Raw genomic sequence first — 13,897 nt, 5'->3', positions numbered from 1 at the left:
GACCGGCCCCGGGAGGGGGTTCCGTCCGGTCCGGGGACGCTTCATCATATGGAAAACTGGTCTAGACAACCCTGAACACCTGAAGGGCAGCAACACATGGCTGAGCGCCGCGTCAACGTCGGCTGGGCCGAGGGTCTCCACGCCCGCCCCGCCTCCATCTTCGTCCGGGCAGCCACGGCTTCCGGGGTCCCCGTCACCATCGCCAAGGCCGACGGGAACCCCGTCAACGCCGCGTCCATGCTGGCCGTGCTCGGCCTGGGCGCCCAGGGCGGCGAGGAGGTCGTCCTGGCCTCCGACGCGGAGGGCGCGGACGCCGCGCTGGACCGCCTGGCCAAGCTGGTCGGCGAGGGTCTCGAGGAACTCCCCGAGACCGTCTGATCCGCCGGGACCACGGCCGGAGAGCCGCGCCGCCCCCGGGGCGGCGCGGCTTTCCCCGTCTTCCGGGAAGGGCCGCCGGGCACTTCGCCGGAATTAAGCGCGGCGGGCGTAAATCACGTGTGCCGACTTTGCGGGGCACACAAGGACAAGTGCGCCCCGAATAAGCTCCCGCACATATCTGTCTCTGTATACGGTGCCCGTGTTAATTCCGGGACCCCGACATGTTTACGGCATGTTGCGAAGTCCGCACGCGCCCCGCGCGGCCGCCCGCGAAGCGCAGCCGGTGGGCGGCCGCGGCGCGCTCGGCGTGCAGGGCCGTGACGGCGCGCGCCCGTGCGCTGTCGCCGCGTGCCACGGCGTCCACGATGCCGCCGTGCTCGGCCCAGGACTCCACGGGGCTGGCGGGCACCTCCACCGCGTACATCCAGGCGATCTTGTGCCGCAGCTGGGCGAGCGTCGAGGACAGCGAGGGGCTGCCGCAGGACTGGGCGAGGGTCTCGTGGAACCAGCCGCCGAGTGAGCGCAGATCCTCGCTGGGGCCCTGGCGGGCGCGCTCCTGGCCCAGTCTGACCAGGCCGCGCAGCACCTTGAGGTGGGCGTCGGTGCGGCGCTGGGCGGCCCGCGCGGCCCCCAGCGGCTCCAGCAGCAGCCGCATCTCCAGCAGGTCGGCGGCCTCCTGCTCGGTGGGCTCCGCGACACAGGCGCCCGCATGCCTGCGGGTGACGACGAAGCCCTGGGCCTCCAGGGTGCGCAGGGCCTCGCGGACGGGGACGCGGGAGACGCCGTAGCGGCGGGCGAGCAGTTCCTCGGTGAGCCGGCTGCCGCGCTCGTGGACGCCCGCGACGATGTCGTCACGGATCGCCGTGCACACCGAGTGCGCCGGAATACGCATGACCGACCACCGCCTTAATACCCGTGAAACGCCGTCGACGACATGTGCCCCGTCGACCCTATTGCAGCGGGCCGGAATTTCCGACGCCGGGCCGGAATCCATGGATATTTTTTGGACAGACAGCAGTTCGAAACGACGACGGCCCCGGCACAGGGGCCGGGGCCGTCGGGGGCCGGGTGCGCCGCGCGGCGGCCGGTCGGTCAGACGTTCACGCCGTGCGACCTGAGGTAGGCGACCGGGTCGATGTCGGAGCCGTACTCCTGGCCGGTGCGCGCCTCGAAGTGGAGGTGCGGGCCGGTGGTGTTGCCGGTGGCCCCGGAGAGGCCGATCTGCCGGCCAGGGGTGACGGTCTCACCGACGCTGACGCCGATGGACGACAGATGGGCGTACTGGGTGTAGGTGCCGTCGTGCATCCGGATGACGATCTGGTTGCCGTATGCACCGCCCCAGCCGGTCTCGACGACGGTGCCCGCGCCGACCGCGTGGACGGACGTGCCGCTCGCGGCGTGGAAGTCGATGCCGGTGTGGGCGCCGGAGGACCACAGGGAACCGCCGGTCTTGTAGCCGGTGGAGACATAGGAGTGGGCGACCGGCACCACGAACGCGTTCAGGCGCTTGCGCTCGGCCTCGCGGGCGGCGCGCTCCTTGGCCGCGCGCTCCGCGCGGGCCTTCTCGGCAGCCCGGCGCGCGGCCTCCTTCTGCTCGGCGGCCTGCTTCTGGGCGGCGGCCTGGGCGTCGATCTTCGCCGCGACCGAGTCGCCGAGGGTGACGGCCTGGACGAGTCCGGTCTCCTCGGCGGCGGGCCCGGCGGCGTGGGCGGGGGCGGCCAGGACGCCGAGGGCGCCGGTGGTGGTGAGCGCCGCGGCCCCCACGGCGTTGGCGGTGGTGCGCCGCATGCGGCCCGGACGACGGTGCTTCCCGGTGGCGCAGATGAACGCCATGAAGTGGCTGGTCCTTTCCTTCCCTCTCGCCTACCGGGTTAGCTGACGGGTTCGGAGCAGGAAGGTCTCCTACGGGCTGCTGCCCGATTCACCCCAGGGACTGCTTGGGCGGGTCCCCGGCTCCCCTGGCTCGCGCCGTACGGGGACTCGGCGATGACTGTCCGGTGCCGCGGGCGCGGCGCACTGCCGGACGGACAGCCCACAAGACGCTAGAAGGACTCCCTTTCCGCCACCAAAACGATCAGGAGGTTTGTAGCGCATCCCACAGGCCAGAGAGGCGGCCTCTATGGCAATCCGGACAAAACACCGGGCGGGAGGGCCCCGGTGACCGGGGAGGTCACCGGGGCCGTTCTCAGCCGTGCCACCGCGGGCGCGTCCGAGGGGCCGCTACTCGGCCCGGACCACGCGCACTTCACCGATGCCGAGGGCCGAGACCGGCTCCTCGATCTGCGCGGCGTCGCCCACCAGGACGGTCACCAGGCGGTCCACCGGGAAGGCGTTCACCACGGCGGCCGTGGCCTCCACCGTGCCCGTGTCGGCGAGCCTCTGATACAGCGTCGCCTGGTAGTCGTCCGGCAGATGCTGGTCGACCTGGTCGGCGAGGCTGCTCGCGACGGCCGCCGCGGTCTCGAACTTGAGCGGCGCCACACCCACCAGGTTCTGCACGGCGACATCGCGCTCGGCGTCCGTCAGCCCCTCCGCGGCGAGGGTGCGCAGCACCTTCCAGAGGTCGTCGAGCGCCGGGCCGGTGTTCGGCGTGTCGACGGAGCCGCTGATGGCCAGCATCGCGGCGCCGGTGCCGTCGGGCGCGGACAGCAGCACCTGGCCGAACGCCCGTACGCCGTAGGTGTATCCCTTCTCCTCGCGCAGCACCCGGTCCAGGCGGGAGGTGAGGGTGCCGCCCAGGCAGTAGGTGCCGAGCACCTGGGCGGGCCAGACCCGGTCGTGGCGGTCCGCGCCGACCCGGCCGATCAGCAGCTGCGTCTGCACGGCTCCCGGCCGGTCCACGATGATCACGCGGCCGGTGTCGTCGGCGGTCACCGGGGGCACGGGCCGCGGCTTGGCGGCCTCCCCCGTCCAGGCGCCGAGCGTGTCGCCGAGGAGCGCGTCGAGGTCGACTCCGGTGAGGTCGCCCACCACGACGGCGGTGGCCGTCGAGGGCCGCACATGCCGGTCGTAGAAGGCACGGACGGCCGCGGCGTCGATGGCCGCGACCGTCTCCTCGGTGCCCTGGCGCGGGCGGGACATCCGCGCGGACGACGGGAACAGCTCCCTGGACAGCTCCTTGGCGGCGCGGCGGCCCGGGTTGGCCATCTCGTGCGGGATCTCGTCGAGGCGGTTGCGCACCAGGCGCTCGATCTCGCTCTCGTCGAACGCCGGTGCCCTCAGGGCGTCCGCAAGCAGCCCGAGCGCCTTGGTGAGGCGGGAGACGGGCACTTCGAGGGAGATCCGCACACCGGAGTGGTCGGCGTGCGCGTCGAGGGTCGCGCCGCAGCGCTCCAGCTCGGCCGCGAACTCCTCGGCGGAGTGCCGGTCGGTGCCCTCGGTGAAGGCCCTCGCCATGATCGTGGCGACACCGTCGAGGCCGGCCGGCTCGGCGTCCAGGGGGGCGTCGAGGAGCACCTCGACGGCGACGACCTGCTGGCCGGGGCGGTGGCAGCGGAGCAGGGTCAGCCCGTTGTCCAGGGCGCCGCGCTCGGGGGCGGGGAAGGCCCAGGGGCGGGCCTCGCCGGGCTGGGGCTGCGGGTGGAAGTCCATGGTCGCGAGCTCGGTCACTTCGCCGACTCCTCGTCGTCGCTGGTGTCTTCGGCGGTGGCGGTCCCGGCTTCCGGGGTGCCCGCGTCGGCCGCGACCGGCTCGTAGACGAGCACCGCGCGGTTGTCGGGGCGCAGACGGGCCTTGGCGATCTCCCGCACCTCCTCCGGGGTGACCTCCAGCACCCGGCCCACGGCGGTCAGGGCGAGCTGGGGGTCGCCGAACAGCACGGCGTACCGGCACAGTTCGTCGGCGCGGCCGGAGACCGTGCCCAGCCGGTCCAGCCATTCGCGCTCCAACTGGGCCTGGGCGCGCTCCATCTCCCCGGCGGTGGGACCCTCCTCGGCGAAGCGGGCCAGCTCCTCGTCGATGGCGGACTCGATGACGGGCACCTCGACGTCCCCGGAGGTCTTCACGTCCAGCCAGCCCAGGGAGGGCGCTCCGGCGAGCCTCAGAAGGCCGAACCCGGCGGCCACGGCGGTGCGGTCGCGCCGCACGAGCCGGTTGTAGAGCCGGGAGGACTCGCCGCCGCCGAGGATGGTGAGGGCCAGGTCGGCGGCGTCGCAGGCGCGGGTGCCGTCGTGCGGCAGCCGGTAGGCGGCCATCAGGGCGCGCGCCGGGACCTCTTCCTCGACGACCTCGCGCAGCTGCTCGCCGATGATGTCGGGCAGCGATCCGTCGCGCGGCGCGGGCTTGCCGTCGTGGGCCGGGATGGAGCCGAAGTACTTCTCGACCCAGGCGAGGGTCTGCTGCGGGTCGATGTCACCGACGACGGACAGCACGGCGTTGTTGGGCGCGTAGTAGGTGCGGAAGAACGCGCGGGCGTCCTCCAGGGTGGCCGCGTCCAGGTCGGCCATGGAGCCGATGGGCGTGTGGTGGTAGGGGTGGCCCTCCGGGTAGCTGAGCGCGGTCAGCCGCTCGAAGGCCGTGCCGTAGGGCACATTGTCGTAGCGCTGGCGGCGCTCGTTCTTCACGACGTCCCGCTGGTTCTCCATCGACTCGTCGTCGAGGGCGGTGAGCAGGGAGCCCATGCGGTCGGCCTCCAGCCAGAGGGCGAGCTCCAGCTGATGGGCGGGCATGGTCTCGAAGTAGTTGGTGCGTTCGAAGCTGGTGGTGCCGTTGAGCGAGCCGCCCGCACCCTGCACCAGTTCGAAGTGGCCGTTGCCCGTCACCTGTCCCGAGCCCTGGAACATCAGATGTTCGAAGAGGTGGGCGAGGCCGGTGCGGCCCCGGACCTCGTGCCGGGAGCCGACGTCGTACCAGAGGCACACCGCCGCGACCGGGGTCAGGTGGTCCTCGGAGAGCACCACGCGCAAGCCGTTGGCGAGGCGGTGCTCGGTCGCTGTCAGGCCCCCGGAGCCTGCCTCGGCTGTGGCCGTGTGACCCATGGGCATGTACGTCCCTTCGATCGCGGAGCTGTCGCGGAAACCCGCGGTTTCCAACCGGTCCTGTCACTGTATGCAAGCGTGCGGACCGGTGGCGAAGTTCCCGGGCTGCGTACGCCGAGAGCGAGACCGCGATTACGGGGGGTGGAGGACACACCACGGTGTTGACGGCCCGGAAGCGGTGGCGGGACGCCAGGGGGACGGGTCCTGGTCCGCGTTGTCGGTGCGGCGGTCCACAATGGTCGGCGTCAGATTCCGTTCATGCCCAGCACAGACTGTGAAGGAGCCGGCAGCAATGGCCCGCCGCAGCACGAAGACCCCGCCGCCCGACGATTCGTACGAGGAGAAGATCCTCGACATCGACGTCGTCGACGAGATGCAGGGCTCCTTCCTCGAGTACGCGTACTCGGTCATCTACTCCCGGGCCCTGCCGGACGCCCGCGACGGCCTCAAGCCGGTGCACCGGCGGATCGTCTACCAGATGAACGAGATGGGCCTGCGCCCCGAACGCGGCTATGTGAAGTGCGCCCGAGTCGTCGGCGAGGTGATGGGCAAGCTGCACCCGCACGGCGACGCGTCGATCTACGACGCCCTGGTGCGCATGGCCCAGCCCTTCTCCATGCGCGTCCCCCTGGTCGACGGCCACGGCAACTTCGGTTCCCTGGGCAACGACGACCCGCCGGCCGCCATGCGGTACACCGAATGCCGGATGGCCGAGGCGACCAGCCTGATGACCGAGTCCATCGACGAGGACACGGTCGACTTCACGCCCAACTACGACGGCCAGGAGCAGGAGCCGGTGGCGCTGCCCGCCGCCTTCCCGAACCTCCTGGTGAACGGCGCCTCCGGCATCGCCGTCGGCATGGCCACCAACATGCCGCCGCACAACCTCGGCGAGGTCGTCGCGGCCGCCCGGCATCTGATCCGCCATCCCGGCGCGGACCTGGACGCCCTGATGAAGTACGTGCCGGGGCCGGACCTGCCGACCGGCGGACGGATCGTGGGTCTCTCGGGCATCCGGGACGCCTACGAGACGGGCCGCGGCACCTTCCGGATCCGGGCCACGGTGGCGGTGGAGGACGTGACGGCGCGCCGCAAGGGCCTCGTCGTCACGGAGCTGCCCTTCACGGTCGGCCCGGAGAAGGTGATCGCCAAGATCAAGGACCTGGTGGGCTCGAAGAAGCTCCAGGGCATCGCCGACGTCAAGGACCTCACCGACCGCGCGCACGGCCTGCGCCTGGTCATCGAGATCAAGAACGGCTTCGTCCCGGAAGCGGTCCTGGAGCAGCTCTACAAGCTGACGCCGATGGAGGAGTCCTTCGGCATCAACAATGTGGCGCTGGTCGACGGACAGCCCCTCACCCTGGGCCTCAAGGAGCTCCTTGAGGTCTATCTCGACCACCGCTTCACCGTGGTGCGCCGCCGCTCGGAGTTCCGCCGCGGAAAGCGGCGCGACCGCCTCCACCTGGTGGAGGGCCTGCTCACAGCCCTGGTGGACATCGACGAGGTCATCCGTCTCATCCGCTCCAGCGAGAACTCCGCGCAGGCCAAGGAGCGCCTGATGGAGCGGTTCTCGCTGAGCGAGATCCAGACGCAGTACATCCTCGACACCCCGCTGCGCCGTCTGACCAAGTTCGACCGGATCGAACTGGAGGCGGAGAAGGAGCGGCTCAACGCCGAGATCGCGGAGCTGACCCGGATCCTGGAGTCGGACGCGGAGCTGCGCAAGCTGGTCTCGGCCGAACTGGCCATGGTGGCGAAGAAGTTCGGCACCGAGCGACGCACGGTGCTGCTGGAGGCCACCGGTGCCCCGGCCCTCGCGGCCCCGCTCCAGGTCGAGGACGCCCCGTGCCGGGTGCTGCTGTCGTCGACGGGCCTGCTGGCGCGGACGGCGAACGGCGACCCGTTCGAGGAGGACACCGAGGGCAGGCGCGCCAAGCACGATGTGATCGTCTCCGCGATCACGGCGACGGCGCGCGGCGAGGTGGGCGCGGTGACGTCCGCCGGGCGGCTGCTGCGGCTGAATGTGATCGATCTGCCGCAGCTGCCGGAGACCGCGGCGCGGCCGAGCCTGTCCGGGGGCGCGCCGGTGTCGGAGTTCGTCTCCCTGGAGGCGGACGAGAGGGTGGTCTGCCTGGCCACCCTGGACGAGTCCTCGCCCGGCCTCGCCCTGGGGACGGCCCAGGGCGTCGTCAAGCGGGTCGTGCCCGACTATCCGGCGAACCGGGAGGAGCTGGAGGTCATCACCCTCAAGGACGGCGACCGGATCGTCGGCGCGGTCGAGCTGCGCACCGGCGAGGAGGACCTCGTCTTCATCACGGACGACGCCCAGTTGCTGCGCTATCCCGCGTCCCAGGTGCGTCCGCAGGGCCGCCCGGCGGGCGGCATGGCCGGGGTCAAGCTGACGGAGGGCGCGAAGGTGATCTCCTTCACGGCGGTGGATCCGGCGGTCGACGCGGTGGTGTTCACCGTCGCGGGCTCCCGCGGCACGCTCGACGACTCGGTGCAGACGACCGCCAAGCTGACCCCCTTCGACCAGTTCCCGCGCAAGGGCCGGGCCACGGGCGGTGTCCGCTGCCAGCGGTTCCTCAAGGGCGAGGACTGCCTGTCACTGGCGTGGGCGGGTCCGGTGCCCGCCCGGGCCGCGCAGAAGAACGGCACACCGGCCGAGCTGCCCGAGATCGACCCGCGGCGGGACGGCTCGGGCGTGTCGCTGGCCAAGACGGTCGGAGCGGTGGCGGGGCCGCTGTAGGCCGGTTCAGGTGTCGGGGTCGCCGGGATACGCGGCGGCCCCGGGCTCCTGGTCCTGGACGTAGCGGAGGACGCCCCACATGCTGTGCTCGTCGTGGTGCGGGGCGTCGTCCGCGCACGCCCGGAGTTCCTTGTGCAGGGCCTCGGTGTCGATGCCCGACCCGATGAGCACGAGTTGGGTGAGCCGTTCCTCGCCCGCGGTCCACGGCTGCGGATAGAAGCGCAGAAACCGTCCGACCGCGTGGACGGTGTACCGGTTGCGCGGATCGGCGCCACCGAAGTCGACATGTCCCTTGATCCGGTAGAGCCCCTCCGGCCGGGTGTCCAGGAAGTCCAGCAGCCGCCTGGGGTTCATCGGCACATCGGAGCGGAAGGAGAGGCTGTCGTACGCCGCGTGCAGATGGGCGTGGTGCGCCGGGTGGGGCCGGGCGTGGTGCGGGTCGTCGTCGTACGCGTCGCACGGCCCGTCGTGGGCGCACTCGGGGCCGTGGTGGCGGGGCAGGTCGTCGAAGGACAGCTGGCCGATCCGCTCCGTGGCCGGACGGCAGTCGAAGAACAGCCCGGGATCGATCCGCCCGTAGGCCGCCGGTACGACCGCGGCGCCGTCGGCGAGGCCGCGCACCAGGCGCAGGACCCGCTCCCCGTCCTCGGCCCGGTCGGTCTTGTTGACGACGACGACATCGGCGAGGGCGAGATGCCGGTCGAGTGCGGGATGCCGCTCGCGGGTCGCGTCGAACTCCACCGCGTCCACGACCTCCACGAGCCCTCCGTAGACGACCCGCGGCTGTTCGCTGGCGAGCACCATGCGCACCAGCTCCTGCGGTTCGGCGAGCCCACTGGCCTCGATGACGATGACGTCGATACCGGCGGACGGCTGCGCGAGCCGGTCCAGATAGCCGTCGAGTTCACCGACGTCGACGGCGCAGCACAGGCACCCGTTGCCGAGGGAGACGGTGGAGTCACCGAGCGCTCCCGCCACCGCCATCGCGTCGATCTCGATGGCCCCGAAGTCGTTGACGACGGCGCCGATACGGCTGCCTCCGCTGTGGTGGAGGAGATGGTTGAGCAGCGTGGTCTTGCCCGACCCCAGGAACCCGGCGAGCACGACGACCGGAATCTGCTGCGGCCCCGACGACTGACTCACCTTGCTGCCCCTTCTCTGCCCGCGTTCCAGCGGCATCTGCGTGTGGTTGCCTACGTTCCAGCGACCTCCCAGGATACGAGGGGAACGGTGAGGCGGGGGGAGCGTGGGGCGGGGGAGGCCTGCGGGGGGGCGATCACTTCTCCGACGGGGCGTCAATTGATCTGCATCTGCAATTGACCTGCAATTGCTCTGCCTCACGGGCTTCTTGAAGCCTCCCGGTCCCGACTCGGCCGTCCCGGGCCTGTGCGGTCCGTGGTCCCGCCCGTCTGTTCCGACCGGCGCGCGCCCCATGCCCACCCCACGCGCGCCCCGCGTGCTCTCAGCGCGTGCCCGGTGTGCGGGCGCGGTGTGCGGGCGCGGTGTGCGGGCGCGGTGTGCGTGCCCGGTGTGCGGGCGCGACCCGTGGGTAGGCAGTCGCCCGGCGCGGGGCGCTCGTCGGCGCCCCTAGTGCGCACCCCCACCACCGGGGGGCGGGGGACCGGAAGTCGCCATGGTGGAAGTCAGGTTAGGCTCACCTCTGTGAGTATGTGCACGACCGCGTCCCGGGACCTCGACGAGCCCCTCGCGGGGACCGCGGCCACCGCGAGGACATGGCTGCTCGTGGAGCAGCCGGGCCCCTGGGGTCCCAAGGCGCTCACCTCCACCCACCTGGATCCGGCCCTGGGGCGCGCCCTGGAGGCGGCCGCGGAGGGCACCGGCGTGCGCATCGCCCTCATCCGCCGCCCCGGCCGGCACGCGGACTGCGGGGAGCCCTCGCTACGGCGGGTGTACGCGGCCCACACCGTGCCGGGAAAGGTGTGGCTGCACAGCGCCCTGACGGCCACGCCGGAGCGGCTGCTCGACCTGGACTTCGCGGCGCTCGGCCGGGGTGAGCCGCACACCTTCGACCGGTCGCTCGGGGGCGGGCCCCACCGGGGCGATCCCCTCGCCCTCGTCTGCACCAACGGCCGACGGGACCGCTGCTGCGCCCTGCTCGGCCGACCGCTCGCCGCCGAGCTGGCCGCCTCCGGGGTCGGCGGTGTCTGGGAGGTCACCCACCTCGGCGGCCACCGCTTCTCCCCCACCCTCCTCGTCCTTCCGTTCGGGTACGCCTACGGGCGGGCCCAGGCGCCGCACGTCAAGGAGATCCTCCAGGGCGTGCGTGAGGGGCGGATCGTGGTCGAGGGCTGCCGGGGCGGCTCCGCCTGGGAACGGCCCGCACAGGCGGCGGAGCTGGCGGTGCGCACCTCGGCCCGGGAGTACGCGGCGGACGCCCTGAGCATCCTCCGTACGGAGGGTGCCGCGCCCCGCTGGGAGGTCACCGTCGCCCACACCGACGGCAGGCGGTGGCGCGTTCTGGTGGCACAGGGCGCCTCACTGCCGCCGCGCCCGGAGAGCTGCGGCGGGGCCCTGGGGTCCCCGGCCCGGATGGACGTGGTCGCGGTACGGGAGCTGCAACCGGCGGCCGCTGCGGACGCCGCGTGCTGCTGAGGGGCAGACTCTGAAACGCCGCGTGCCCTGTGCTGCTGCGCGGCAGGCTCTGGATGTGCCGCGGCTGCTGAGCGGCGCTTCGCGGATGCCGTAGAGCGCGCAGGGAGCACTGAGCGGCGTACGCCACAGCCTCCACGCCATGCCGCGCCGTGCCCTGTCATGCCGTGTCGTACCGTGCGGGTCCGTACCCCCCGCAGGCCGCCGCGCCCAGTCGCCCCGGCCCCGTGGGCGCCCCGGGCGGATCCGCGCACACCTCTACGGCACAGGGCGTCCCTCCCCGTACCGTCATCCGCATGAGCCCCTCCCCCGCAGTACGACGACGGCTGCGCCTCGGTCTTCCGCGGCGGATGTTCTCGCAGCTCCTGCTGATGCAGGTGGCGGTCGCGGCGGGGGTCGCCGTACTCGCGACGGGGCTGTTCCTTGCGCCGCTCGGTCATCTGCTGGACGACCAGGCGATGCGCCAGGCCCTGGCGATCGCGCAGACCACGGCGGCCCAGCCGCAGATCGCCGAGGATCTCCAGTCGACCCGGCCGTCGGTCGACGGGCCCGTGCAGGCCGAGGCGGAACGCATCCGCAGGGCCAGCGGCGCCGAGTACGTCGTGGTGATGAACACCCGGCATGTGCGCTGGTCGCACCCGGACCACGCGCAGATCGGCCGGACGGTCTCGACCGATCCGAGCGAGGCCCTGGCCGGACGGGAGGTCATGCAGATCGACAGCGGCACCCTGGGCCGCTCGGCCCGCGGCAAGGTGCCGCTGCGGGACGCGCGGGGCCGGATCATCGGGGCGGTCTCCGTGGGCATCGAGTACAACAACGTGCGGTCCCGGCTGATGCATGTCGTACCCGGGCTGTTCGCCTACGCGGGGGCGGCCCTGGCCATCGGTGCCGTGGCCGCGTATCTGCTCGCGCGCCGGGTGCAGCGGCAGACCCGCGACCTCGCCTTCTCCGACATCTCGGCGCTGCTCGCCGAGCGGGAGGCGATGCTGCACGGCATCCGGGAGGGCGTGGTCGCCCTGGACCGGGCGGGCCGGGTGCGGCTCCTGAACGACGAGGCGCAGCGTCTGCTGGGCATCGGTGAGGAGGCCGTCGGCCGGCCGCTCGACGAAGCGCTCGGCGAGGGCCGTACGACCGATGTGCTCGCCGGGCGGGTCACCGGCACGGACCTGCTCACCGTGCGCGGCCACCGGGTTCTGATAGCCAACCGGATGCCCACCGACGACGGCGGTGCCGTCGCCACCCTGCGCGACCGCACGGAACTGGAGCAGCTGGGCCGGGAACTGGACTCCACGCGCGGTCTGATCGACGCCCTGCGCGCACAGGACCACGAGCACGCCAATCGGATGCACACCCTTCTCGGCCTGCTCGAACTGGAGATGTACGAGGACGCCGTGGAGTTCGTCGGCGAGGTGGTGGGCGACCGCCGGGCCACCGCGGAACAGGTCACCGAGCGGATCCACGACCCGCTGCTCGCCGCCCTGCTGGTCGGCAAGGCCACGGTCGCCGCGGAGCGCGGCGTCGCCCTGTGGATCGGTGACCGCACCCTGCTGCCGGACCGGCTGATCGACCCCAGGGGGCTGGTCACGATCGTGGGCAATCTGGTCGACAACGCCCTGGACGCCGTGGCGGGCACACCGCATGCGCGGGTGGAGGTGGAACTGCGGGCGGAGGGCCGGGCGGTGGTCCTGCGGGTGCGCGACACGGGGCCCGGGGTCCCGGCGGAGTGGCGGGAGCTGGTGTTCACGGACGGCTGGTCGACCAAGCGCCCCCCGGCCCACGGCAAACGCGGGATCGGTCTGTCCCTGGTGCGCCGTCTCGCCGAACGGCAGGGCGGCGGCGCCCGCGTGGCCGAGGCGGAGGGCGGGGGTGCGGAGTTCACCGTGATCCTTCCTGAGGCCTTCGAGGCGTCCGGGGCGCGTCCGGCGGCTCACGGGGCCGGGGCCCCCGGGGAGGGCCGGGGCACCTGCTCCGCGCAGGAGGCACCCGGCCCGTGACGTGCGCGCCCGCCGCTCAGCCGGCGGCCTTCTTGGCGAACTCCGTGGTGTAGGTCTTGTCGAGATCGATGTCGGCGTTCTTGATATTGGGGTTGAACGCCTTGAGCACCTTCTCGACCGTCTCGGGACCGTTCGCGGGCATCACTCCGTCCGTGGTGAACATCGGCAGGGTGCTCTTGATGGCGCTCGCGTAGAGGGTGCTGTTGTTCTGGGAGTAGTCGGCGGGCATCTTCGCGGCGATCTCGTTCGCAGAGTGCGTGGACATCCACTTCAGGGTCTTCACCAGGGCGTTGGCCAGCTTCTGGACGGTTCCCTTGTGGCTCTCGACCCAGTCGGTCGCCATGTAGAGGCTGGAGGAGGGGTAGGGGCCGCCGAGCGCGTCCTGCGAGCCCTGGGGGGTCCGCATGTCGACGAGGACCTCGCCCAGGTTCTTCTGGACGATGGTGGCGACGGTCGGGTCCGTGGTCATACCGGCGTCGATGGAACCCTTCTGGAGCGCGGACACGAACGTCGGTCCGGCCCCGACGGCGACCGGGCTGAACTCGCTGACGTCCACACCGTTCTTGACCGCCAGATACTTGGTGAGGAAGTCGGTCGAGGAACCGAGGCCCGTGATGCCCAGCTTCCTGCCCTTGAACTGCTTGGGCGATGTGACCTCCTGGGACGCCTTGTTGGAGACGATCTCGACCTCGCCGGGCGCCTGCGAGAACTGCACCACGGACTCGACGTGCTTGCCCTTGGTCTGGAGGTCGAGGGTGTGGTCGTAGAAGCCGACGGCTCCCTGGACCTGTCCGGAGACCAGCGCCGTCTCGGCCTGCACCCCGGCCGGTTCGCTCAGCAGTTCCACATCGAGGCCCTCGGCGTCGAAGTAGCCGAGCCGCTGGGTGAGCATGGCGGGCAGATAGATGACCTTGTCCAGACCGCCCACCATGATCTTGACCTTCTCGCCCTTGCCGCCTCCCTTGCCGGAACCGGCGGACGCGGTGGTGGCCGCGTCGTTGGCACAGGCGGTGAGCGAGGTGACGGCGAGCAGGCCGCTCGCGGCGAGGGCGGCGAATCTGACGGGCTTGCGCATGGCGGTTCACGTCCTTGTGAGATGGCGGTGCGGGAGGCGGCGGGGCGGCGCGTCCGGAGTCCGGTCGGGGCGGCCCGGCCGCAACGGTCGGGGGTGGTGGAGCGGATACGGGCCG

At 72.1% G+C, this 13,897-nt stretch carries 10 protein-coding genes and 1 riboswitch; of the genes, 4 read left to right on the top strand and 6 right to left on the bottom strand.

Translation table 11 applies throughout. The annotated features are described in order from the left end of the window. The first annotated feature begins 96 nt into the window (after positions 1–96). Positions 97–378, top strand: a complete 282-nt coding sequence (locus tag ACIHAA_RS00570; protein ID WP_399811073.1) for an HPr family phosphocarrier protein — start codon at positions 97–99, stop codon at positions 376–378. Positions 379–580: 202 nt separating this feature from the next. Here ACIHAA_RS00570 and ACIHAA_RS00565 read toward each other — a convergent pair whose 3' ends face one another. The 4 genes from ACIHAA_RS00565 to ACIHAA_RS00550 all read right to left on the bottom strand — a co-directional run bounded on the left by ACIHAA_RS00565 (position 581) and on the right by ACIHAA_RS00550 (position 5,360). Next, the gene (locus ACIHAA_RS00565; protein ID WP_399811071.1) at positions 581–1,270 is read right to left on the bottom strand and encodes a GntR family transcriptional regulator; all 690 of its coding nucleotides are present in this window, start codon (positions 1,268–1,270) and stop codon (positions 581–583) included. Positions 1,271–1,470: 200 nt separating this feature from the next. Next, the gene (locus ACIHAA_RS00560) at positions 1,471–2,211 is read right to left on the bottom strand and encodes a M23 family metallopeptidase (RefSeq protein ID WP_399811068.1); all 741 of its coding nucleotides are present in this window, start codon (positions 2,209–2,211) and stop codon (positions 1,471–1,473) included. Between the two features lie 12 nt (positions 2,212–2,223). After that, positions 2,224–2,374, bottom strand: a riboswitch (cyclic di-AMP (ydaO/yuaA leader). A 224-nt stretch (positions 2,375–2,598) separates the two neighbouring features. Next, on the bottom strand, positions 2,599–3,987 hold the full coding sequence (locus ACIHAA_RS00555; RefSeq protein WP_399811065.1) for a M16 family metallopeptidase: 1,389 nt from the start codon (positions 3,985–3,987) through the stop codon (positions 2,599–2,601). Further along, entirely contained in the window at positions 3,984–5,360 is a 1,377-nt protein-coding gene (locus ACIHAA_RS00550; RefSeq protein WP_399811063.1) for a M16 family metallopeptidase, read from the bottom strand. Before ACIHAA_RS00550 ends, ACIHAA_RS00555 begins: the two co-directional genes overlap by 4 nt. Positions 5,361–5,646: 286 nt before the next feature. Here ACIHAA_RS00550 and ACIHAA_RS00545 point away from each other — a divergent pair, with 286 nt between their 5' ends. Further along, positions 5,647–8,103, top strand: a complete 2,457-nt coding sequence (locus ACIHAA_RS00545) for a DNA topoisomerase (ATP-hydrolyzing) subunit A (RefSeq protein WP_399811061.1) — start codon at positions 5,647–5,649, stop codon at positions 8,101–8,103. A gap of 6 nt (positions 8,104–8,109) precedes the next feature. On the opposite strand, the gene ACIHAA_RS00540 is transcribed toward ACIHAA_RS00545, so the two are convergent. Beyond that, positions 8,110–9,246: a CobW family GTP-binding protein gene (locus ACIHAA_RS00540; protein ID WP_399811059.1), complete on the bottom strand. Its 1,137-nt coding sequence runs from the start codon at positions 9,244–9,246 to the stop codon at positions 8,110–8,112. Positions 9,247–9,765: 519 nt separating this feature from the next. Between ACIHAA_RS00540 and ACIHAA_RS00535 the strand changes: the two genes are divergently transcribed. Then, on the top strand, positions 9,766–10,716 hold the full coding sequence (locus ACIHAA_RS00535) for a sucrase ferredoxin (RefSeq protein WP_399811057.1): 951 nt from the start codon (positions 9,766–9,768) through the stop codon (positions 10,714–10,716). Positions 10,717–11,009: 293 nt separating this feature from the next. Continuing rightward, entirely contained in the window at positions 11,010–12,707 is a 1,698-nt protein-coding gene (locus ACIHAA_RS00530) for an ATP-binding protein (protein WP_399811055.1), read from the top strand. Between the two features lie 16 nt (positions 12,708–12,723). Here ACIHAA_RS00530 and ACIHAA_RS00525 read toward each other — a convergent pair whose 3' ends face one another. After that, positions 12,724–13,782, bottom strand: coding sequence for an ABC transporter substrate-binding protein (locus ACIHAA_RS00525; protein ID WP_399811053.1), 1,059 nt, complete (start codon positions 13,780–13,782; stop codon positions 12,724–12,726). Between the last annotated feature and the right edge of the window lie 115 nt (positions 13,783–13,897).

The sequence above is a fragment of the Streptomyces sp. NPDC052040 genome (assembly GCF_044548405.1).
In the GTDB taxonomy this organism is placed as follows: Bacteria; Actinomycetota; Actinomycetes; order Streptomycetales; family Streptomycetaceae; genus Streptomyces.
The sequence above is the reverse complement of the archived record's forward strand: the minus strand, read 5'-3'. Positions and strand labels throughout refer to the sequence as shown.